The sequence below is a fragment of the Actinotignum inguinis genome, from assembly GCF_051265835.1.
GTDB classification, from domain to species: domain Bacteria; phylum Actinomycetota; class Actinomycetes; order Actinomycetales; family Actinomycetaceae; genus Actinotignum; species Actinotignum timonense.
This window is the reverse complement of sequence record NZ_JBOZDP010000001.1, coordinates 177,605-198,667: the sequence shown is the minus strand read 5'-3', so window position 1 is coordinate 198,667 and position 21,063 is coordinate 177,605. Positions and strand designations below refer to the sequence as shown.

At 61.5% G+C, this 21,063-nt stretch carries 17 protein-coding genes; 10 read left to right on the top strand and 7 right to left on the bottom strand.

The window, feature by feature from the left end:
• The first annotated feature begins 50 nt into the window (after positions 1 to 50).
• The 6 genes from dnaK to ACRQFC_RS00790 all read left to right on the top strand — a co-directional run bounded on the left by dnaK (position 51) and on the right by ACRQFC_RS00790 (position 8,012).
• Positions 51 to 1,928 (top strand): molecular chaperone DnaK, encoded by a 1,878-nt coding sequence (gene dnaK / locus ACRQFC_RS00815; protein WP_320753688.1) that lies wholly within the window; start codon positions 51 to 53, stop codon positions 1,926 to 1,928.
• On the top strand, positions 1,928 to 2,677 hold the full coding sequence (locus ACRQFC_RS00810) for a nucleotide exchange factor GrpE (RefSeq protein WP_284901494.1): 750 nt from the start codon (positions 1,928 to 1,930) through the stop codon (positions 2,675 to 2,677). The genes dnaK and ACRQFC_RS00810 overlap by 1 nt, the downstream gene beginning before the upstream one ends.
• A 55-nt stretch (positions 2,678 to 2,732) precedes the next feature.
• Positions 2,733 to 3,749: a DnaJ C-terminal domain-containing protein gene (locus ACRQFC_RS00805; RefSeq protein WP_284901493.1), complete on the top strand. Its 1,017-nt coding sequence runs from the start codon at positions 2,733 to 2,735 to the stop codon at positions 3,747 to 3,749.
• 143 nt (positions 3,750 to 3,892) lie between these two features.
• Entirely contained in the window at positions 3,893 to 4,579 is a 687-nt protein-coding gene (locus ACRQFC_RS00800) for a heat shock protein transcriptional repressor HspR (protein WP_349018355.1), read from the top strand.
• 78 nt (positions 4,580 to 4,657) lie between these two features.
• Complete coding sequence (locus ACRQFC_RS00795) at positions 4,658 to 6,568, top strand: ABC transporter ATP-binding protein (protein ID WP_320753698.1); 1,911 nt, start codon at positions 4,658 to 4,660, stop codon at positions 6,566 to 6,568.
• 316 nt (positions 6,569 to 6,884) lie between these two features.
• Positions 6,885 to 8,012, top strand: a complete 1,128-nt coding sequence (locus ACRQFC_RS00790; RefSeq protein WP_320753699.1) for an ATP-binding protein — start codon at positions 6,885 to 6,887, stop codon at positions 8,010 to 8,012.
• A gap of 107 nt (positions 8,013 to 8,119) precedes the next feature.
• On the opposite strand, the gene ACRQFC_RS00785 is transcribed toward ACRQFC_RS00790, so the two are convergent.
• From ACRQFC_RS00785 to ACRQFC_RS00760, 6 genes are all read right to left on the bottom strand, one after another.
• Positions 8,120 to 8,845 (bottom strand): MerR family transcriptional regulator, encoded by a 726-nt coding sequence (locus ACRQFC_RS00785; protein WP_284883600.1) that lies wholly within the window; start codon positions 8,843 to 8,845, stop codon positions 8,120 to 8,122.
• A gap of 124 nt (positions 8,846 to 8,969) precedes the next feature.
• Positions 8,970 to 9,311, bottom strand: a complete 342-nt coding sequence (locus ACRQFC_RS00780) for a type II toxin-antitoxin system RelB/DinJ family antitoxin (RefSeq protein ID WP_320753700.1) — start codon at positions 9,309 to 9,311, stop codon at positions 8,970 to 8,972.
• A gap of 127 nt (positions 9,312 to 9,438) precedes the next feature.
• Positions 9,439 to 10,512, bottom strand: coding sequence for a methyltransferase domain-containing protein (locus ACRQFC_RS00775; RefSeq protein ID WP_284901245.1), 1,074 nt, complete (start codon positions 10,510 to 10,512; stop codon positions 9,439 to 9,441).
• A gap of 57 nt (positions 10,513 to 10,569) precedes the next feature.
• Positions 10,570 to 11,367 (bottom strand): YaaA family protein, encoded by a 798-nt coding sequence (locus ACRQFC_RS00770; RefSeq protein WP_284896145.1) that lies wholly within the window; start codon positions 11,365 to 11,367, stop codon positions 10,570 to 10,572.
• Positions 11,368 to 11,370: 3 nt separating this feature from the next.
• The gene (locus ACRQFC_RS00765) at positions 11,371 to 12,666 is read right to left on the bottom strand and encodes an alpha-amylase family protein (protein ID WP_284896147.1); all 1,296 of its coding nucleotides are present in this window, start codon (positions 12,664 to 12,666) and stop codon (positions 11,371 to 11,373) included.
• Positions 12,667 to 12,836: 170 nt separating this feature from the next.
• Positions 12,837 to 13,505, bottom strand: coding sequence for a DUF4352 domain-containing protein (locus ACRQFC_RS00760; RefSeq protein ID WP_284904775.1), 669 nt, complete (start codon positions 13,503 to 13,505; stop codon positions 12,837 to 12,839).
• Positions 13,506 to 13,714: 209 nt separating this feature from the next.
• Here ACRQFC_RS00760 and ACRQFC_RS00755 point away from each other — a divergent pair, with 209 nt between their 5' ends.
• From ACRQFC_RS00755 to ACRQFC_RS00740, 4 genes are all read left to right on the top strand, one after another.
• Positions 13,715 to 15,073: a sensor histidine kinase gene (locus tag ACRQFC_RS00755; RefSeq protein ID WP_284904774.1), complete on the top strand. Its 1,359-nt coding sequence runs from the start codon at positions 13,715 to 13,717 to the stop codon at positions 15,071 to 15,073.
• Between the two features lie 4 nt (positions 15,074 to 15,077).
• Positions 15,078 to 15,767 carry a response regulator gene (locus tag ACRQFC_RS00750; RefSeq protein WP_284904773.1) on the top strand — a complete coding sequence of 230 codons (690 nt, stop codon included), beginning with the start codon at positions 15,078 to 15,080 and terminating at the stop codon, positions 15,765 to 15,767.
• A 129-nt stretch (positions 15,768 to 15,896) separates the two neighbouring features.
• The gene (locus tag ACRQFC_RS00745) at positions 15,897 to 19,292 is read left to right on the top strand and encodes an ExeM/NucH family extracellular endonuclease (RefSeq protein ID WP_435706276.1); all 3,396 of its coding nucleotides are present in this window, start codon (positions 15,897 to 15,899) and stop codon (positions 19,290 to 19,292) included.
• A gap of 551 nt (positions 19,293 to 19,843) precedes the next feature.
• Positions 19,844 to 20,092, top strand: a complete 249-nt coding sequence (locus tag ACRQFC_RS00740) for a HigA family addiction module antitoxin (protein ID WP_284904309.1) — start codon at positions 19,844 to 19,846, stop codon at positions 20,090 to 20,092.
• Positions 20,093 to 20,122: 30 nt separating this feature from the next.
• Here the strand turns inward: ACRQFC_RS00740 and ACRQFC_RS00735 are convergent, their stop codons facing one another.
• The gene (locus tag ACRQFC_RS00735; protein WP_284904307.1) at positions 20,123 to 20,983 is read right to left on the bottom strand and encodes an HNH endonuclease family protein; all 861 of its coding nucleotides are present in this window, start codon (positions 20,981 to 20,983) and stop codon (positions 20,123 to 20,125) included.
• Positions 20,984 to 21,063 lie beyond the last annotated feature (80 nt).

The window sequence follows — 21,063 nt, the reverse complement described above, 5'->3', positions numbered from 1 at the left end:
CCGGTACCGCCGGCGTGCGGATCTGCGGCACGAATGCAGAAGGAGCAATCATGGCACGTGCAGTAGGTATTGACTTGGGAACAACCAACTCCGTGGTGGCCGTCCTCGAAGGCGGGGAACCCACGGTGATCGCGAATGCGGAAGGTGCGCGCACCACCCCGTCCGTTGTGGGCTTCTCTAAGAGCGGAGAAGTACTCGTGGGTGAAGTGGCCAAGCGCCAGGCTGTCACCAATGTTGATCGCACGATTTCTTCCGTCAAGCGCCATATGGGTGATGACTGGAAGGTTGATATTGACGGTAAGGAATACAACGCGCAGCAGATTTCCGCGTTTATTCTCCAGAAGCTGAAGAAGGATGCGGAAGCCTACCTGGGCGATACCGTCACCGATGCGGTTATTACCGTGCCGGCCTACTTCAATGACGCGCAGCGCCAGGCCACCAAGGATGCCGGCACCATCGCCGGCCTGAATGTGCAGCGTATCGTCAATGAACCCACGGCTGCGGCGCTGGCCTACGGCCTAGAAAAGGGCAAGGAAGACGAAACGATCCTGGTCTTCGACCTGGGTGGCGGCACCTTTGATGTTTCCCTCCTGGAAGTGGGCAAGGATGAGGATGATTTCTCCTTCATCCAGGTGAAGGCCACCTCCGGGGATAACAAGCTCGGCGGGGATGATTGGGATCAGCGCATCGTCAACTGGCTGGTTGATCAGGTGAAGAACGCCTCCGGTGTGGATCTGTCCAAGGATAAGATCGCGCTGCAGCGTCTCAAGGAAGCCGCGGAAAAGGCGAAGATTGAGCTGTCTGCCGCGACCTCCACCCAGATTTCGCTGCCCTATATTTCCATGAGCGAATCCGGGCCGATCCACGTGGATGAAACCCTCAGCCGCGCCAAGTTTGAGGATATGACCAAGGATCTGCTGGATCGCACCAAGACCCCGTTCATGAACGTGATTCGCGATGCGGGCATCCAGATTTCCGATATTGATCACGTGGTGCTGGTGGGTGGTTCCACCCGTATGCCGGCTGTGACCGAAGTGGTCAAGGAGCTCACCAACGGACGCGAACCCAATAAGGGCGTGAACCCCGATGAGGTTGTGGCCGTGGGTGCGGCGCTGCAATCCGGTGTGATTACCGGGGACCGCAAGGATGTTTTGCTTATTGACGTCACCCCACTCTCCCTCGGTATTGAAACCAAGGGCGGCGTGATGACCAAGCTCATCCAGCGCAATACCGCTATCCCCACCAAGCATTCGGAAACCTTCTCCACCGCGGAAGATAACCAGCCTTCGGTATCCATCCAGGTGTTCCAGGGTGAACGTGAGTTCACGCGCGATAACAAGCCGCTGGGAACCTTCGATCTGACCGGGATCGCTCCGGCTCCGTCCGGGGTGCCGCAGATCGAGGTCACCTTCGATATCGACGCCAACGGCATCGTGCATGTATCCGCCCGCGATAAGTCCACCGGCAAGGAACAGTCCATGACCATTACCGGCGGTTCGGCCCTCTCCGAAGAGGAAATCAACCGCATGGTCAAGGAAGCTGAGGAGCACGCCACGGAAGATGCCAAGGCCAAGGAAGAAACCGATACCCGCAACCAGGCCGAGCAGACCGCGTACTCCATTGAGCGCCTGATCAAGGACAATAAGGACAAGCTCACCGATGCCACCGTCACCGAGGTGGAGGAGGCCATCGCCAAGGTGCGCGAAACCCTCAAGGGCACCGGCAACGTGGAGGACGTCAAGAGCGCCCTGGCCGAACTCAACGAGAAATCGCAGAAGATCGGGCAGGAAATTTACGCGCAGGCCCAGGCCGCTGAGCAGAATGGCGGCGCGAATGCCTCCGGTGCCGCGGGTGGTTCCGGTGCGGCCGGTTCTTCTGACGACAATATCGTCGACGCCGAAGTCGTGGACGATGAGGAGAATAAGTAATGAGTGAGGACGATCTGAAGGGCAACGGCCCGGAAAGCGCGGGTGCCGGTAACGGCGCGGGCGGTTCCGGTGCGGGCGCTGTTTCTGGGAACGACGACGCAGCTGCCGCCGCGGCCTCGCCGGCAGGTGCGGGTGAATCTGGCGCGGGCACGGCTCAGGAACCCGAGGCGGGTGCGGCTGGCGCTGGAGAAGCTGGTGCGGCTGGCGCTGCCCAGGCATCGGATACTCACGAATCCGATACTGAAGCTTCCGGTGCTGAGGCCGGCGCAGGCGATACTGAGGCCGTCGCGGCCGATCCGCTCAGCGAAGCAATGGCGACCATCAGCACCCTGGAGGATCAGCTCAAACGCGCCCAGGCATCGCTGTACAACACCGAAACGGAGTACACGAATTACGTGCGCCGCTCCAAGCAGGAAGCCGGAGCGCACCGCGATTCGGGCACTCTCAAGGTGATCGAGGCTTTGCTTCCGGTTCTTGATGATGTGGAGCTGGCTCGCCAGCACGGGGACCTGGAAGGCCCCACCGGCTTGATCGCGGAGAAGGTGGAGCAGATTCTCTTCTCCACCTTCAAGGTGGCGCGCTTCGGGGCGGTTGGTGATGAATTCGATCCGGAGTACCACGAGGCACTCATGAATCGCTCCTCGGCGGAAGCCACCTCACAAACTATCGAGACGCTTATCCAACCCGGATACACCGTGGCGGATAAGGTTCTCCGCCCGGCCCGGGTGGGAGTGGTCTCGCCGGAATAGTGAGGGCAGGCTTCACGGAATACACACAGCAGGATAAGAAAGGGGAGGTGAGCATATGGCAGGGGCAAGCCAAGATTGGCTCGATAAGGATTTCTACCAGGAACTCGGCGTGAAAAAAGACGCCACCCAGGAGGATATTAAAAAGGCCTACCGGAAGCTATCCCGCCGTTACCACCCCGATCGGAATGGCGGCTCGAAGGACGCCGAAGAAAAGTTCAAGAGGGTGGGGGAGGCCTACCAGGTTCTTTCCAACCCGGAGGATCGCAAACAATACGATGCGATCCGGGCGCTCGGGGCCGGCGGGCCCCGCTTCCGGGCCGGTGGGCAAGGCAGCGGTGGTTTCGAGGACATCTTCTCCATGTTCTCCGGCGGCCGCGGCGGAACCTACCACGCCTCATCCTCCACGGGTGGCACCCGCGCAGGCGGCTTCAGCGGTAACTTCGAGGACGTGCTAGGCGGACTTTTCGGGGGCGGCCAGGGAGGTGGAGGTTTCGCCGGATTCGGCTCCCAGCGCCGGGCCCAGAAGGGTGCGGATATGACCGCCACGGTCTCGCTCCCGCTCCGCCAGGCTGTGGACGGGGCCACCGTGAAAATCCAAACCGCCTCCGGCAAGTCCGTGACCGCGAAAGTCCCGGCCGGCGTGAGTGACGGCCAGAAAATTCGGATCGCCGGGAAGGGGCATCCGGGCCTCAACGGCGGGCCGGCTGGCGATATTATCGTCACCGTCCACGTGGAGCCCCACCCGGTTTTCGAGGTGCAGGGCAAAGATGTTTACGTCAATGTCCCGGTGTCCTTCCCGGAAGCCGCTCTCGGGGCTACCGTAGAAGTACCAACGCTGGCAGGGCACACCGTCCGGGTGAAAATCCCGGCCGGTTCCTCCACGGATAAAATTCTGCGGGTGCGCGGCAAGGGTCTCACGGCCAAGGGTACGGCCGGGGATATGTACGTGCGTCTCAAGGTCGTGGTTCCCACCCGGCTGTCGGATGATGCCCGCAAAACCGTGGAACTCTTCGCCAAGGCCACGGACGATGCTGATCCGCGCGCGGATTTCATCCGCATGGCCAAGGTCTAGGCGAAGTGCTAGCGAAGCTCATGCGAACGGATAACCAAGCTAGCGCGAAGCTCTAACGAAGCGACACGAGGAACGAAAAACCCGGCTAGCCCGGCCCCACGCGGGGCCGGGCCCGGAACCCCAACAAAGGAGGTTGAGGAGGTATGGCGAATCGACGCGCACCGTTACTCACGGTGTCAGTAGCGGCCGAACTCGCGGGCATGCACGCCCAGACGCTGCGCCAATATGACCGCCTGGGGCTGGTGTCCGCCCGGCGCACCCGCGGAGGCGGGCGGCGCTACTCCCTGGAGGATGTGGAACGCCTCCAAGAAATTCAACGCATGTCCCAGGAGGACGGCATCAATCTGGCCGGTATCGCCCGTATCCTCCAGATGCAAGAGCACATCGACCAGCTCACCCGCTCCCTCCAGCACGCGGAACAAGAACTCGCGGCAGAGCGGGAACGCGCCAACGAACGGCGCGCCCATGCTCGCCGGATTTTCGCTGCCGGAGCGGATGGCGACGTCGTTCTTACCCGCGGCCATAAAGATCTACGCGAGTATCTACGCCACCAGGCCGCGCAGCGCCTCGCGCAGTTACGCGCACAAGAAAGCGCCGGGCCTTCCCGCGTGGGGGCCGCAGGAAGTTCCGCGGCAAGTGCCGCAGCCGGTGCCGCGCGCCACCCCGGCTCCGAACTGACCCGCTACCAACCCCACACCCTGGATCTACTCCTCGCCGCGCTCGCGGTGCAGATGGATTGGGATCGCAACCATGAACACGGGCGCGTCCCCAGCCGCGACCACAGCCACGAACGCAGCCGTGACCGCAGCCACGCACGTGACCGCGCCTAGGAACGCGACCGTGACTTCCAGCGCGGCGCGGCACGCGAACGCCCCTGGAATAGCGCGCAGTACTGCTAGGGTCACTATGTGCACGCCCTGCTAAGAATTTTTCGTTTCACCTCCGCGCTGTCCCGCTACTACGTGGCGGTGGCCCTCGCCTCCATCCTCGTGACCGCCGGAACCATCATTGTTCCCTTCGCGCTCGGCGCCGCCACCGATACCGCGGTTGCTGCCGTGAGCGGCAGTCTCCACGTTGATGTGGCGGTGCGGCGGGTTATCCTGCTGGCCGGCGCCTTCCTCGCCATCGATTTTTTCTCCACCACCATCGATTCACTGGGCGGATACGCCGGCGACCTCATGAGCCAAAAAATGCGCTCTATCCTCTCCGTGCGCTACTTCGATAAACTCCTCACCCTCCCTCAAGATTATTTCGACCGCGAACTCACCGGCACCATCACCTCGCGCCTCAACCGCTCCATTATGGAGGTCACGAATTTCGTCAAGAACTTCGCAAACTCCTTCTTCACCACGCTGCTCACGGTGATCGCCGTACTGATTATTTCCTTTATTTATTCCCCGCTGCTCTGCCTCCTCCTGCTTATTATTTTCCCGATTTACATGTGGCTGACCGCCCTCACCTCGCGGCGCTGGCAAGGCCTGGAAGCACAGAAAAACGAAGACATCGACGTGGCCGGCGGGCGCTTCAACGAAGTAATTGGCCAGATCCGCGTGGTCAAATCCTTCACCCGCGAACGCGGCGAACTCGCGCATTTCGCCCGTCACTACGAGCACGCCGAGCGTCTCACCGCCAATCAATCCCGCCACTGGCACACCATGGACTTCCTGCGCCGCATGGTTATGGCCATTATTTTCTTCGCGATTTACGCCATTATTTTCCTGCGCACCGCCCGTGGCCAATTCTCCGTGGGCGACATGGTTATCCTGGTGCAGCTCGTGGGGATGGCACGCCGCCCGGTCATGTCAATGAGCTGGATCGTGGACACCACCCAGCACGCCATCGCCGGCTCGCGTGATTACTTCGAGGTCATGGAACTCACCGAAACCGAACGCGGCCAACGCCCCGTATTGACCGGCGGCCCGACTCTTCCTGGCGGCACTTCCGTTACTCCTAACGGTGCCGTCCTTACTCCTAACGACGACGCCGCACCGGCCCGCCCACTTACGGCCCGCGCGCTCCACCAGAACGTGGTGGAAATTGAGCCTGATGTACCGGCGATTCGCTTCGAGAACGTAACTTTTGGATACGGCACCGATCCGGATGTTTTACGCGATGTTAGTTTCGCTATCGAGCCGGGGGAGCGGGTCGCTTTCGTTTCAGAATCCGGGGGTGGGAAAACCACCCTGACCTCGCTTCTCCTGGGGCTATACGAACCGCGGGCCGGGCATATTGAGCTCTTCGGCAGCGATATCGCGGGTCTGCCACTCGGGCAGGTTCGGGCCGCCATCGGGGTAGTTTTCCAGGACCCGGCGCTTTTCTCGGGAACAATTCGGGAAAATATTGCTTACGGGCGCCCGGATGCTACTGAGGACGAAATCCTCGATGCCGCGACCCGCGCACACGCGGATCGTTTTATCCGGCGTTTTGCCCAGGGGTATGACACCGTCATCGGGGAGCGCGGGCTCAAGCTTTCCGGTGGGCAACGCCAGCGCATCGCCGTGGCTCGCGCTATGCTCAAAGCTGCCCCGGTTTTGGTGCTGGACGAAGCAACCTCCGCGCTGGATACCCGCTCCGAGCGGTGGGTGCAGGCCGGTCTGGAAGAACTTATGAAAGACCGCACCTCGATTATTATCGCGCACCGGCTCTCGACTATTGCCAGCGTGGACCGCATTATTACTCTGAGAGCCGGGCGTATCGATGAGGTAGGTAGCCCGGCCGAGCTTGCCGAGTCCGGGGGGATCTACGCCGAGCTGCTCGCCTTACAGAATGACAACTCCGCGCGCGCCCAACGCCACCTCAAACGCTACGGCTTGAGGTAGGTGCATAAACCGCGAGCGAGTCATTGCAACTGCTCCGGTCTCCAATAGTGGCGCGAGCGGGGTTTTTCGTTGCTATTGTGCCGATCCGTCAGTTCCTACTGCAATGATTTGGTCGGTCCTACTGCAATGATTTGGTGGGTTCTACTGCAGTGATTTGGTAGGATCTACTGCAATAATTTGGTAGATGCTACTGCAATAATCTGGTGACTTCTGGGTAGATATGCGGTGGCTCTACTATCGCAATGAGGGGAGGTGTGGCACGGTGATTCCTCGCAGCGCGAGTGGTTATATCGCACAATTAGCGCAATGGTTTCCGGTGGTTTTCGTTACTGGCCCGCGCCAGAGCGGGAAATCAACCCTGGTTCGGACGGCTTTTCCCACGTATGAATACGTCAACCTCGAAAATCCGAATCTCCGTGCGGCAGCTACCCAGGATCCAGTTGGTTTTCTTGCCGCGCACCCCGCGCCGCTTATCGTTGATGAGGCGCAATACGCTTCGGATCTTTTCTCCACCATTCAGGTGCGATCAGATGAACGTGGTGCGGCGGGGCAGTACATTTTGACCGGTTCACAAAACTTTTCGCTGCTGCGGAGCATTCGCCAATCCTTGGCCGGCAGAGTTGGAATTCTTCAGCTACTCCCCTTGAGCTGGCAAGAACTTCAAGCACTTGATCCTGTGCCCACACTCAGCGAAGCGCAAGTAACGGGAGGATATCCGCGTATTCACGAGGTAGGTATTCCGGCCCACGTTTTTATATCTAATTATGTGCGGACTTACCTTGAAAGCCATGTTGCGGATTATCGTGATGTCCAAAATATTGACGCATTCCGTGCTTTCCTGAGGTTGTGTGCAGAGTCGAGCGGAAGCCCTATTGACTACAGTGGCTTGGCGCGCGATATCAGCTCCACCTATCGGACCGTCAAAGAGTGGGCGTCGATTCTCAACTCCTCCTACATCACGTTTACGCTGCAGCCGTATATGTCCAGCGGTGCGAAACGAGTGACGAAGACTCCGAAGCTGTTCTTTTACGATACGGGTTTGCTGTGTAATCTCTTGGGAATCCGAAGTGCTGCTGAACTTCTCACCCATCCGAAACGCGGGGCGGTATTCGAGAATTTTGTGATCGCGGAGATGCGGAAACAATATCTCCATACGGGAACGGAGCCGGAGCTCTATTTTTATCGTGATGATTCCAAGCGCGAGGTTGACCTCCTTGATTTCACCGTGCGCAGTAACCCGCGCATTTTCGAGATTAAATCCTCGATTACGATGCGCGATAAATTCGGCCACCAGCTTTCCCAGATCGGTGACCTCCTGGGAATCCCGGCCGATAATCGCGCGGTTATCTACCAGGGGGAGGAATCGTACCAAGGGAAAAACTTTGCAGCCCAGTCGGCGGCGCACTTGCTCGCTACCTATCCGCAACCTGCCCCAGGTGCTTAACTCCCGTAGCGGGAGCTTTATTGTGCCCGGTGCCGCTCTTCGACCACGGATAAGGTAGTCGGGGAGGCGGCACCGGGCACAGCTATAAGGAAGTGGATGGGTATGGACTATGCGCAGTAGTGCTTGATGGCTTCGTGAACGAATACCGCGGTTCCTTCGCCCGCAAAATCATCAATATTGCGAGTGAACTCTCCACCATCGACATACATTTCCCCGAGGCCGGCCAGGACCTCATCCGTGCACGCGTAGAAGTTATCGGTGATGAAGCCTTGCAACTTTTCCACCAGCGCCTGAGCTTCTGGCGAGTCGGGAGCGCCGGTTTTGATCTTCCCGAATTCCCCGAAAATTAACATGAGGCTCTGGGTTATGGCCTGATTTTCCGTGTCGCTCCGTCCTGCGTGCTTGGATTCATACTCCTGATATTCCGACGTTGCGCCCCAACGCTCTCGGGCCTGGCGTGCGTAATCATCGATTTTTCCAGTGTCAAAAACTGTGAAATCCATATAGGTACCTCCTGACGATTTAATTCTTTTTGCGAAGTCCAGCAAGGCTTCGAGCCGGTCCCTTTTCAAGGACAGTAGGGTTATCTGCTGGTCGAGCGCCTCGGCTTCATCGAACTTCTCGCTGTGGACTATGGCTTTGATTTCTTTGAGCGGGAATTCCAACTCCCGAAAAAGCAAAATATATTGCAGCTGTTTCACGTCCGAGTCGCTGTACAGCCTGTATCCAGCATCCGAGTAATCGGTGGGCTTGAGAAGCCCGATTCTGTCGTAGTACTGCAATGTGCGAACGCTAATGCCGGCAATTTTGCTGACCTCACTGACGGTTTTCATCACTCATCCTCCTTCCGTGTTAACAACGGTAGAGTGTGACGTAATGTCAGGGTCAAATGGAAGAAATCATGCCCGCCCTCAGTTAAACGCAGGTGATCTCCGAGCAGCAAGAGCGCCACATGAATTAAAGTGGTTGGGCATCGGTACCTATCGCGGAATCCCATTCGCCGAACTCTAAACTCAGTGATTTAAATACTTCGTCTGCGGGTCGGGTGGCGCCAGATTCGATGGACCGGAGGCCTTTGTCCAATTCGGCAATTAACTCCTCTTTGGTCAGCGAGCTAATATCAACCGGCCTGGCATACGGGAGCTTCACTTCAAAGGGGATGCCGTGGTGCAGGATCACTTGCTTATAAAGCAGGGTAATAAGAGTTGACGGGGAGATACCCAATAAGCTCAAAATGTGTTCTGCCCGTTCCTTGAGTTCCGGATCAATGCGGACGTATACATTCGCTGTCTTTGCCATGGGTGACCTCCTTATCGCCTGTTGAATAGTCTGCGCCAATGTAGTGGCAGGCGCAAGCACGTATCCTTCGCGAAACGCCCGGGATAAATATGGCGGCATACCGCTCCGAAACTTCGCTGCCGCCCGCCTAATTCACCCGCTCCGCCAGCACCATGCACTCCATATGCCCGGTCTGCGGGAACATGTCCATGAGGCGTGCTTCGCGCACGGCAAAGCCATCCAGCAGCTGCAAGTCCTTGGCCAGCGTGGTGGGATTGCACGACGAATAGATGAGCCAGCGCGGGGGATTGGCCGCAATCCACTCGGTGAGATCGGTCAGGCCACGTCGCGGTGGATTGACGATGAGCAGATCGGGCGTGCCGCCGAGCTTGCCGGCGGCACGTGCGGCGTCGCCGGCAAAAAACTGCGCGGAACTGCCGGCCTTCGCGGCGGCGCGGCGCGCGGAATCCACCGCGGCCTCGGAAATCTCCACGCCGGTCACGCGCCGTCCCGGGCCGGCCACATGCAGCGCGAAACCACCCACCCCGCAATACAAATCCCAGACCGTGCGCACCCCGTCTAAACCCGCGGCCCATTCGCGCGCCTGTGCGTACATCGCCCGGGCAATCGTGGTATTCGTCTGGAAGAAGGAACGCGGGGTGAGATAAAGCGTCACCGCGCCGAGCGGGAATGGCAGCGTATCCTCCCCGGTCAGCACAATCTCCTCCTCACCCTCCACGAGGGCGGCACGCTGCGGCAGCAAATTAACAGAAATAACCCGAGCATTCGGGAGCTGCGAGCGTAACCAGGGCAGATGCTTGCGAATCCGCACTACCGACTCGGTCGAGCGCAGCACAAAACGTAGTAGCAGCTCACCGCTCGGCGCCGCGGTGATAAGAATATTTTTGAGTTCCCCGCGCCCGCTCGGCACGTCGAAAGGCGTGAGCCGCGCCCGTCCGATGAACTCGGTCAACGCCGGGAGCGCCGCGGTAATGGGCTCCTCGTAAAGCCCGCATTCGCGCAGGTCCACCCCGCGCATACCCCGATCCAAAATTCCCAGCGTCGGTGCCTGCGCACTTCCGCCCACGGCGAGCTTCGCTTTATTACGAAAATGCGATTCCGGGGAGAGCGCCGGTGGCAGCCACGCCGGCGCGAAAGGCGCCAGCAATTCGGCCAGGCGTTCCTCCTTGTCCGCCACCTGAGCGGGGTAGGCCTCACCCATCCGGGTACACGAACGGCAGGTCCCCGCCTCAAAATACGAACAACGCACGGTCCCAGCTTAGTGGGCGCGCCCCGCATCCACGGTCTCCACCACCGCGAGCTCGCGCACCCCGCGCCGCGCCGGCCCCAATTCCACCCCGGTGATCGCCCCGGCCGCGGTTTCGTCGCCCACCAATTGCTGGCACAATTCCGCCAATTCTTCGGCTTCGCGCGGCGGAGTATCGGCCAGGAGCGCCAGGCGCGCCACCCGCCCGCGGAAATATTTCGCGGCGTGCGAGATCGTGCGGGACGTTGCGCCCGTGATGCGAGTCGCGGTTATTTTTACGACGTCGCAGCTAGCCGGCACCTTCCATCCCGCATAGGCACCGGACCTCGCGTCAATGACCAATCCGGAGGCCCGGCTATTGAGAACCGGCCACAGGGGTGCCCAGCGTGCCGAGATTTTCGCGCCGCCCAGCTCCACGTTCATTCCCAATCGGTAGGAAGGGATGGGGTCGAGTGGCGAGGTAGCCCCGAAGAGCCCCGAGAAAATCAGGGTGTGCTCCCCGGCGCGGGTGAGCTGAGCGGCCGAGAAGCTCCCCATATCGAGGGCCTGGTAGAGCACCCCGGTATACACCTGCCAGGCCGGGGCGCAGGGCTGCTCGCGCAGCGTGATCTGCGTGGCGACCTCATCAGCAATACTCGGGCCCACCCCGAGAATATCGAGGGCATCCGGGCGGCGGGATACTTCTTCCAGCTCCGCCACCAGCTCGGTGCGCAAGGCCGTGAATTCCGGGATGCTCAAGGCACTCAGGTCAAGGGCGGGGCCGCTGGCCGGAGCGGTTTTCCCTTCCGAAGGAGGTAGGAGGATAAGCACTGTTTACTCCCCACTTTCTGCGCTCGCGTGCCAGGAGAAGAGCTCCACATCGTCCCCGGCAGGATCAACGCCAATGACACGGACCCGCGGGTGCGGCTCGAGATCGAGGCGCACCCGCAGCTCAGCGGGCTTGCCAGAGCCCGCACTGGCCGGAGCTGCGTCGTCGTGCTGACGCTCCCACACGCGGTACTCGATCCAGGTATTATCCTTGCCCGTGACCTCGAGGCGGGCGCGGGTGAGCCACGGGTGGGTGCGGCGCAGCGCGATGAGAGCGCGGTAGGCGCGGTACATCCCGGCGCCCAGGTCGGAGAGCTGTTCGGGGCGTTCGGGCAGGGGCGGGCGCAATTGGTCGTCGGCGGAAAAGCCTTCGAGTTTGGTTCCCGTGAAGCCCTGTTCGTCCCCGTAATAAATCGAAGGCATCCCGGGAACCGTGAAGAGTACCGCGGCGGCCAGTACCGCGCCGGTCGGGCCCACCGCGGTGGCGATGCGTTCCACATCGTGATTGCCGATAAACGTATTGGGAATGAAATGCTCGCAGAACTGCGCGTGCCGCCCCAGATTCCAGTCCAGCTCCCAGAAATTACGCGCGGCAATCGACTGGCGAATCGAGGCCCAGAGCTCGTACTGGGTGAGGGTATCCACGCTGGAGCGCGCCACGAAATCGGGGTAATCGCCGTGGATAACTTCGCCTAGGAACAGCGCTTCGGGGAAGCGCTCGCGGACTTTCCCGAGCACTTCCGCCCAAAAATCGGTCGGGACCGCGTAGGCCACGTCCAGGCGCCAACCATCGATACCACGCTCCAGCCAGAATTCCATGACCTCGCGGACCAGCTCGCGCACCCGCGGCGAAGAATGGTCGAGGGTAATGAGATCCCCGTGCCCTTCCCAGGTGTGGAAATCGCCGTTCTCGGTGCGTAGGCCCAGCTCTTCGAGCTGCGGGTGGGAGCGGGAAATATGGTTGAAGACGCCGTCGAAAAGCACCCGGATGCCGCGGCGGTGCGCTTCCTCAATAAGGTGAGTGATATCCGCGTTATCGCCCAGGCGCGGATCGAGGCGGAAGTGATCGAGGGTGTCATAGCCGTGAGAAACCGAAGCGAAAATCGGGGTGAGGAGCAGGCCATTGGCGCCGAGCTCAATAAGATAATCCAGCCACGGATCCAAAGCCCGTAAGCGGTGTTCACCGGGAGTGGCGTCGGAAAGTTCCCCGGTCGCGGTCAGGGGGCTATGCCCCTCGCGAATGGGCGCCCCGCAGGCTCCCAGGGCAAAAACTTGCCACCAGATGGTGTCGAGCTGTGACATAGCTACGAGCTGCCTTTCTTCGCTTGATCGCTTGGTTGCTTATTCGCTTGTTCGTTTGATCGGCTGTGCGCCGAGGAGCGCGCTCAGCTGGGTGAATGCGCCGCGGCCCCTCGCTCTCGATTCTAGAGCGAAGGGCCGCGAAGAGAAACGCCTAGCGAAGTAAGCGGCGTTTACTGCAAGTTAACAGTGGCGTTATGAATCCACCCGGTCTCCAGTTCCAGCTTGGCAGGAACCGCATCGGCAGGCACATCGTAGAGCAGCTTGCCCGTCACGGTATTGCCCGGATTGACCTTCTCGTAGATCATCGACGCATCGCCCAAGTACAGGGAATCCCCGGAAACCGAATGCTGGCGCCCCTCGGTATCCACGAGCTTCTGCTCCGATTCGGCGAAGCCAGCCGCTTCCTTCCCGGTATTCTTCACGGTCACATCCACAATGACGTACTGGCCGGTGGCATCCTTGCCGAGCACATCATTGCCGATATGGCTCACGCCTTTCTCCACATTGGTCACGGTCACTTCAAAATCACCGAGAACGACCGGGGTGCCGATGCCCACGGTTGCGTCGTCGTTCTTATCTTTCTTATCGCCTTTATCGCCCTCAGCCTCGGCCTTCTTATCCGCGCCCTCCGCGGCGTTCCCGGATGCCGCGCTATCGGCGGCCTGGGAGCTGGACGTGGCGGCGGGCTTGCCATCGGATTGCTTGGACAGCGCGGTGCCCACAATCGCGAGCACCACAATAGCGAGCAGCGCGGTGAGGAGCTTATGGCGCGCAAACCAATTCTTTTTCTGTTCCGGAGCGGGTACTGCGCCGTACACCGGCGGCGTGGATGCTGACATGCGAGAACCTTTCTTATCTACAACGGTGGGCGCCGCCCCGGCCCGGCAGGAAGCCCGCGGCCGGAGTCGCTCACGTATCGCCTCCAGGGTAGAAAGGCGGCGCGGTGCGCACATCCTCCACCTGGGCAGACCCGCCTCATCCCTTCGGGTGGCATTCGCGGGCCGAACGGCGGTTCTGAAGCGCGCGGGCGCGCCGTACAATCACAGGCATGACAGATTACGCGCCGAAGAAACGCAGCGGTGCGGCGGCGCGTGCGGGGCAGAGTCCGGCGCGCCGGCGCGGGCTCGCCGCCCTCCCCTTCTATCTCAAAACTGCCGCCATATATATCGTCATGGTGGTGGGGGTCGGCTACCAGATTGAACGCGCGAAAATCCGCGCGCTGCCTGGCTGGCTCGGCACCCTCGACGAAGTCGGGATCTTCGTATCGATGTGCTGCTGCATTATGGCGGGCGTGTGGGTGGCGCGCCGGGAACGCTACCCGCGCCGCGCGCTCGCGGTTGCGGCCGTGTGTTCTACTTTGGGTGCGATCGGACCGGTGGTCGGGTTTTTGCTGCCGCGCTATCTTGCGGGGGCGCGTGCCTTGGGGCGACGACGCCGCGCCTTGGGCGTGTGCCTCATGTATGCCCTCATTACCGCCTGGCAATTCGCCCGCGAACTGACCGGGAAAGATTACAACTCTTCCTGGGTGATGGGCTTCCTCAATCACCAGAATCCGCTGGATGATTTCCCGAATAATATTGCGCCGCTCCTGGTGCTCTACGCGGTGGCGGTGCTCCTCCCTATCGGTTGGGGGCTGTGGCGCAGTGCCACCGCGGAGCTGCAGGAAACTCACCATCGCCTGGATGCCACCAGCGAGGAACTCCAAGCATCGGCCGCCACTTCCGAAGAGCTAGAAACTCAGCTCACCCGCAAAGAAGAACGCGATGCCCTTGCTCGGGAAATTCATGATTCCATCGGCTCTCAGCTTGCCATTATGAGCCTGCAGGCCGGCTCCTTGGAATTGCTGGCGCGCGGGGATGCGGACTTAGAGGAAGCGGCGCGGTCGCTGCGGGAATCATCCCGCCAGGCCACCGATGATTTGCGTTCCCTGGTGCGGGTCATGCGCGATCCGAGTTCCTCGGCCTACCGCCCGCCGCGTTCCCTCACTGAATTAGCGGATCATATTGATAAAGTGCTGGCGGCCGGGCATCCCGTCGTCGCCAATGTTTTTATTACGGATGCCGAACGCGCCCCGGCCGCGCTCACCACGGCCTGCTACCGCATCGTCCAGGAACTACTCACCAACGCGGTCAAATACGCCCCGGAAGAAACCACCCGGGTGCGGGTGAGCGGGGGGCCGGATCAGGGCCTCGATATTGCGGTGCGCAACGCTATGCCCGCCACGAATGACGGGGAGAAGACCGAAAGCGAGCACGGGGCGGGTTCGGGATTGCGCGGGGTGCAGGCCCGAGCCCAGGCCCTGGGCGGGCGAGCCAGCTTCACTACCGCGGGCGGCGTTTTCGCAGTTGATGTGCACCTTCCCTGGGACGGGAGTGCCCGGGGCGGCAATCCTGGAATGGTAAAATAGCGCGGTGCCGATTTCCTCACCCATTCGCGTTATGGTCGTTGATGACGACCCGATGGTTCGCCGTCTCCTGGTACAGATTATTAACCTGAGTCCGGAGCGCGATAGTGAGGTGGTGGCGCAGGCGGGCACGGCCCGCGAAGCTTTGGAAACTCTCACCGCGGTGAAGATCGACGTCGTGCTCATGGACGTGGCGATGCCCGGAGGTATGGACGGCATCGAGGCCACGCGCCAGCTGCGGACTTTCCCGCATCCACCCCACGTCATTGTGGTGACCACCCTGGATGCCGATGATGAAGCGGTACGCGCCGCGGAAGCCGGCGCTTCTGGCTTCATTCTCAAATCGGAAGATCCCCAGGTTCTCCTCCAGGCGATCCGCAATGTGGCGGCCGGGGATGGCGCTCTCTCCCCGCGCGCGGCCAAGCAGGTGTACGAATATTTGGCGGCGACCCGCACCGTGAGCGCGCGCCGGCGCGCCCAGGAAAAAATCGCGCGGCTCACCGCCCGCGAACTCGAGGTGGCCCGGCAGGTTTCCCGGGGGCTCTCGAATCGCGATATCGGCGAGAAATTGCACCTGTCCGAATCCACGGTGAAAACGCACCTCTCCGCCATCGTGGCGAAAATGGGGGTGGAAGGGCGTATCGGGGTCGCGGTGGATATGACGCGCGCCGGGCTGCTCGACGACGAGCCTGTGTAGCGCCGCAAGCCCTGGTCACCGCCCGTTTACCTGGTGTTTAAGAGTTGGCGATGCGGCCGGGCTAACGTGGAGGAGGCGTGAAGCACTTTCCGCGCCCGCCACGCGCGGACCACACAGAAAGGTCGCAACGTGAAAAAACGTGCCCTCGCGGGCGTTGCGGTACTATCAGCCACGGCTTTGATGGTTCCCGGCGTCTGCCTCCTCCCGGCGTTCGCCGCGCCGGACGGTTCCGGAATTGTCATTAATGAGATTTACACCCGGGGCGGGTCCTCCGGATCCACCTACACTCATAAATACGTTGAGCTGTACAACCCGAGCTCGGCGGCGATTGACCTGAGCGATCTGACGCTGGGCTATTCGGCAAGCCACGGGAAGAACATTTCTTCCAAGGTGGCCCTGAGCGGCAGCCTGGACGCCGGGGCTTATCTGGTGGTCAGCGCCGGATCGAACGGGTCCAACGGTGCTCAGCTCCCGGAGGCGGCCACCTCCCCGATCAACCTCGGAGCCAAGGGAGGGATTGTGGTGCTGGCGCCGTCGTCGCGTATTGACGCGGCCCTGGCCGATCCCGCCACCGCGATTGACCTGGTCGGATACGGGAACGCGAGCGTGGCGGAAGGCGAGGCGGCTCGCGTCGGCTCCAATTCCCAGATGGCCGCGAACTCCGCCTCCCGCATCCCCAACGGCGCGGATACGAATAATAATGCGGCCGATTTTAGTGTTGTTCCGGCTACGCCGGGACGTGCGAACGACGACGCAACCCCGAGCCAACCGGATCCCGGCACCCAGCCGCAACCCGGGCCAAGCACCGGCCCCGGCACCGAGCCAACAACGGAGCCGGGCACGGGAAGCACAAGCGATCCGGCCGCGCCCGTCACCATCGCGCAAATTCAGGGAAGCGGGCAGGCAAGTCCACTCGCCGGGCAGGAGGTGACCACGCGCGGCGTCGTGACCGCGGCCTACCCGGAAGGCGGACTCAACGGGGCCTATATCCAAACGCCCGGGGTGGAACATACTGATGCATCCCACGGTATTTTCGTATACGGGGCAGCGGCCGCCCAGCTGGAGGCCGGTGCCTATGTGGAGGTGCGCGGCACGGTCACCGAGTTTTACGGGCTGACTGAAATTAATGCCGCTGCTATTACCGTGCTGGAGGAAAAGCCGGCGGCGATTGAGCCGGTTGAAATCGCCTGCAATGCCACGGCGGCGCAGCGCGAAGCGGTGGAGGGCATGCTCGTGCGCGTGACCGGGCCGCTCACGGTGACTAATAACTATGCCACCAACCAGTACGGCGAGGTGGGTCTGGCCTGTGGCACTCAGCCGCTGTGGCAGCCCAGCGAACGTTTCAACCCGAGCGAGAATCCCGAGCAGATACAGGCCCTGGATGCCTATAACGCGGCGAATGTGCTGGTTTTGGATGATGGGCGCTCGCGGGCCTACTTCGGGCGCAATGCCCAAACGAATGTGCCGGTGCCCTATCTGTTCGCGGATAATGCGGCGGCTCAGCGTGGTGAAGCCGGTGCCGCCGGTGAGGCTGGCGCGACCGGTGGGGCCGGTAACGCCGGCGAGGCTGCTCAGGCTGCGCCGGTGCGCGTGGGCGCCGCCGCAACTCTCCAAGGCGGGCTCATTATGGACTTCCGCAATAATTCCTGGAAGCTGCAACCGCGGTTCCCGGTGACGCTGGAAGATGGCACGGATCGGTCCACCGAAGTGGTCACTTTTGAGAACACCCGCGCGGCGGCCCCCGGGGATCTGGGCGGGGATATTTCTCTCGCCTCCTTCAATGTGCTCAACTACTTCACGAGCCTCGGCGAAAACGAGAAGGGCTGCCGGGCCTATACCGACCGCGAAGGTAATCCCATCGCGGCGAATAGGTGCAAGGTGCGCGGGGCATATAGCCCCGAGTCTTTCGCGCGCCAGCAAACCAAGATTGTGCGGGCTATTAACGAGCTGGATGCCAGCGTGCTGGGGCTGCAGGAAATTGAGAATACTGCCCGGGTATCCGGCGGGGATCGCGATACTGCGGTGCGGGCCCTGGTGGCGGCCCTCAATGCGGACGCGCAGGCCGAGCGCTGGGCTTATGTGCCTTCCCCGGCGAAAGTGGGGGAGAACGAGGACTATATTCGCCTTGCCTTTATCTACCAGAAAGATAAGGTGCGGGCGGTAGGCGCCTCGCAGATTCTCAATAGCGAGTGGTATACCGGGACGGCGCGCCAGCCGCTGGCACAAACTTTCCAGGCGGTTGTGGATGGCGAAGGCGTGGGCCCGGAGTTCGTGGTGATTACCAACCACTTCAAGTCCAAGGGTTCGCTATCCAAGAAGATCGCGAACGACGAGGATGTGTACCAGGGCAATAACAACCGCCTGCGCACCAAGCAGGCGGAGACGCTACGCGATTGGATCGCGGCGGAGTTTGCCGATAAGCCGGTGTTTGTGGTGGGGGATCTCAACTCCTATTCGAAGGAGGATCCGATCCGGGTCTTTGAGAAGGCCGGATACACCAATCTGCACGGGCATTTCCAGCCGGATTCCTACACCTACCAATTCTCCGGGCTGGTGGGCTCGCTCGATCACGTGCTGGCCAATCCCGCCGCCGCGAAGCTCGCCACCGGCGGGCAGGTGTGGAATATCAATTCCCCCGAGTCGGTGGCCCTGGAGTACTCCCGCTACAACTACAACATCAAGAATCTGTGGGATGAGAGCGCTTTCCGCTCCTCGGATCACGACCCCTTCAAGGTTGGGCTCAAGGTGATTCCGGAGAAGGAAGATCCGGCTCCTGCGCCGACGCCCACGAAGCCGGAACCGACTCCCACGCAGCCGGAGCCGACCGCGCCTGAACCAACCAGTCCGGAACCGACTTCACCGGAACCGACTTCACCGGAACCGACGGCGCCTGCGCCTGAACCGACGCAGCCGGAGCCGACGGCGCCCGAACCAACCACGCCCGCGCCGGAACCGACGGTACCTGCGCCCGCACCGACAACTGGCAATATGTTCTACCTATCCAATACTTGGCAAGCCACCGTGGCCGACCTCGTCTTCAGCTACGGCCGGGCCGGCGATGAAGTCCTCGTCGGTGATTGGGATGGTGATGGTGTTGATACGTTTGCGGTGCGGCGTGGGAATGTCTTCTACGTGAAGAATTCCCCGGCCAGTGGCGTGGCGGACAGTGTGTTTTCCTATGGTCGGGTTGGTGATGAGGTCCTGGTCGGTGATTGGGATGGTGATGGTGTTGATACGTTTGCGGTGCGGCGTGGGAATGTCTTCTACGTGAAGAACTCGCTGGCCAGCGGCGCGGCAGATACCTCCTTCTCCTACGGCCGAGCCGGCGATGCCACCCTCGCGGGAGATTTCGACGGCGATGGCCGGGACACCCTCTCGATTCGCCGCGGCAATACCATCCACGTCAATAACTCCCTGGTGAGCGGAAACGCTGATCACACCCTCCCGTACGGGCGGGTAAGCGATGAGCTCTTCATCGGAGACTGGGACGGTAACGGTACCGACACCCCAACGGTGCGCCGCTAACCTCCATATTTCTACCAACACGGGTGGGTGCCGGGACCGTGAGTTCCAGCACCCACCCGTCTCTCATCGGGCCGGATCGCAAAGTGGTACTGGAGCTACAACCAACCCCCGATTTTCTGTCGTGTAGTACCACTCTGTCAGGCCCGATGTTCTCCAGTACCACTTTGTCGACACCGTCGCAGGACGGGATTCGTGTCAGCTCCTCCCCAATCAGGCGCCGATACTACCCGGCCCGGCTCTAGACAGGATCCAAGCCAGCCCCGGAAAACAAAGTGTGCGGGAGAGCACCGTTTTCACCCGGTTTCGTGTTCCTTACGCACATCCTGTGGGAGGCAGTGTCCAGAACTCACATCCTGTGGGCCCCGATGTCCTCAGGTTGCACTTTGCGTACTCCAAGCGTCGCGGAGGCGCATTTTAAGCTCGTGACGCCAAGCGAATAACCGGATAGGCTTGCGGTAGCTGTTGCGTGATCGTGCTGCGCCCGTGACCCGCAGCTGCTCCGCCGCATCGCCGTGCGAAGGTACCGTATCCACCCAGCCCAGGGAGGCATCATGACCGGCACAATTGCCTTGATTCATCCGGGAGAAATCCTCAACGAAGAGTTCCTGGTACCGATGGGTATCGCCCCTGAAGCACTCGCGAAATCCGCGAAAATTCCCGCATCCCGCATCCACGAGATTATTCGGGGCCAAGGCCGGATCACCGCAGATATTGCGCGGCAGCTCAGCGAATTCTTCGGCACCACCGAGCAATTCTGGCTCAATCTCCAAAGCCACTACGAGCAGGCGCTGCCCGAGTAAGCCAGAGCTAGCCCCACCCGCAACCTCGGCTTACCGGACGCAATCGGATAGCACCTCGTGCAGGGCGTGACGTTCGTCGTCGTCGACCCGAAGCCCGTACGCACGCTTGACCGCCACCTGCCGCGCGGCGTATTCGCACACAAAAGCCGGGTTATCCGGCAACCACTGCGCGGCGGTGGCGTGACCCTTCTCCTTATTCGCCGCCCCGGAGACCGCCAGCAAATTGAGCGGGTCGGTGGCGAATTGCGCGCGCGTATCCGCGTCCCAGTCCTGCGCCCCGGCCCGCCACGCATCGTAAAGCGCAACAACGTGATCAATCGTCACCGCCTCGGGGGCGCGGGCGCGGTCAAAAGAAATCACCGTTCCGCTATACGGGTCGCGGAGGGTTCCAGTGGCGACGACGCAGCCGGGCGGCGTGGACTTCCCCGACCAAAAGGTGACTCCCGCGAGATCGCGGCGCAGCACTTCATTACGCACCGTGCAGCCGTCTCCGTCGGTATCGGGCCAGCCATCTCCCAGGCCGAACTCGGCGCGCGAATAACCACGCCCGGAATCGGGGCGACCCCCGGGGAGCTCGCTCAGGGCGGAAAGTGCCTCGGACGCGGTGAGTTCGCCGCTGCTCGCGCTGCCCGCCGCGCCACTCGCGCGGCCAGCACCACCAGGCTCCGGCGCCGAATCCGAATCAGCGCGCCACAACTGGATCAGCGCCACCGCGAGGACCACCAGCAGCGCGGCGATCACGTTCCACATGCGCCGGTGCGGCGAAGGGGAAGCGGCACCGGATGCGCGCTCGGAGGCATCGGAAGCACCGGGAGCACCGGATGCGCGGACGCGGTTCCCAGATGCACCGGAACGATGAGGCGCACCGAAACGACCAATCGAAAAACGCATACATAACCTTTCGGGACACATGCCCGTGGCGGGCCTGCGCCTGCAAGGTAGCATAGTGAGGGACCTTGGCACAGTTACGA

Coding starts and splice junctions, on each gene's coding strand:
- ACRQFC_RS00805 (WP_284901493.1), top strand. CDS start 2,733: ATGGCAGGGGCAAGCCAAGATTGGCTCGATAAGGATTTCTACCAGGAA.
- dnaK (WP_320753688.1), top strand. CDS start 51: ATGGCACGTGCAGTAGGTATTGACTTGGGAACAACCAACTCCGTGGTG.
- ACRQFC_RS00800 (WP_349018355.1), top strand. CDS start 3,893: ATGGCGAATCGACGCGCACCGTTACTCACGGTGTCAGTAGCGGCCGAA.
- ACRQFC_RS00740 (WP_284904309.1), top strand. CDS start 19,844: ATGACCGGCACAATTGCCTTGATTCATCCGGGAGAAATCCTCAACGAA.
- ACRQFC_RS00775 (WP_284901245.1), bottom strand. CDS start 10,512: ATGGGTGAGGCCTACCCCGCTCAGGTGGCGGACAAGGAGGAACGCCTG.
- ACRQFC_RS00760 (WP_284904775.1), bottom strand. CDS start 13,505: ATGTCAGCATCCACGCCGCCGGTGTACGGCGCAGTACCCGCTCCGGAA.
- ACRQFC_RS00785 (WP_284883600.1), bottom strand. CDS start 8,845: ATGAAAACCGTCAGTGAGGTCAGCAAAATTGCCGGCATTAGCGTTCGC.
- ACRQFC_RS00755 (WP_284904774.1), top strand. CDS start 13,715: ATGACAGATTACGCGCCGAAGAAACGCAGCGGTGCGGCGGCGCGTGCG.
- ACRQFC_RS00765 (WP_284896147.1), bottom strand. CDS start 12,666: ATGTCACAGCTCGACACCATCTGGTGGCAAGTTTTTGCCCTGGGAGCC.
- ACRQFC_RS00810 (WP_284901494.1), top strand. CDS start 1,928: ATGAGTGAGGACGATCTGAAGGGCAACGGCCCGGAAAGCGCGGGTGCC.
- ACRQFC_RS00735 (WP_284904307.1), bottom strand. CDS start 20,983: ATGCGTTTTTCGATTGGTCGTTTCGGTGCGCCTCATCGTTCCGGTGCA.
- ACRQFC_RS00780 (WP_320753700.1), bottom strand. CDS start 9,311: ATGGCAAAGACAGCGAATGTATACGTCCGCATTGATCCGGAACTCAAG.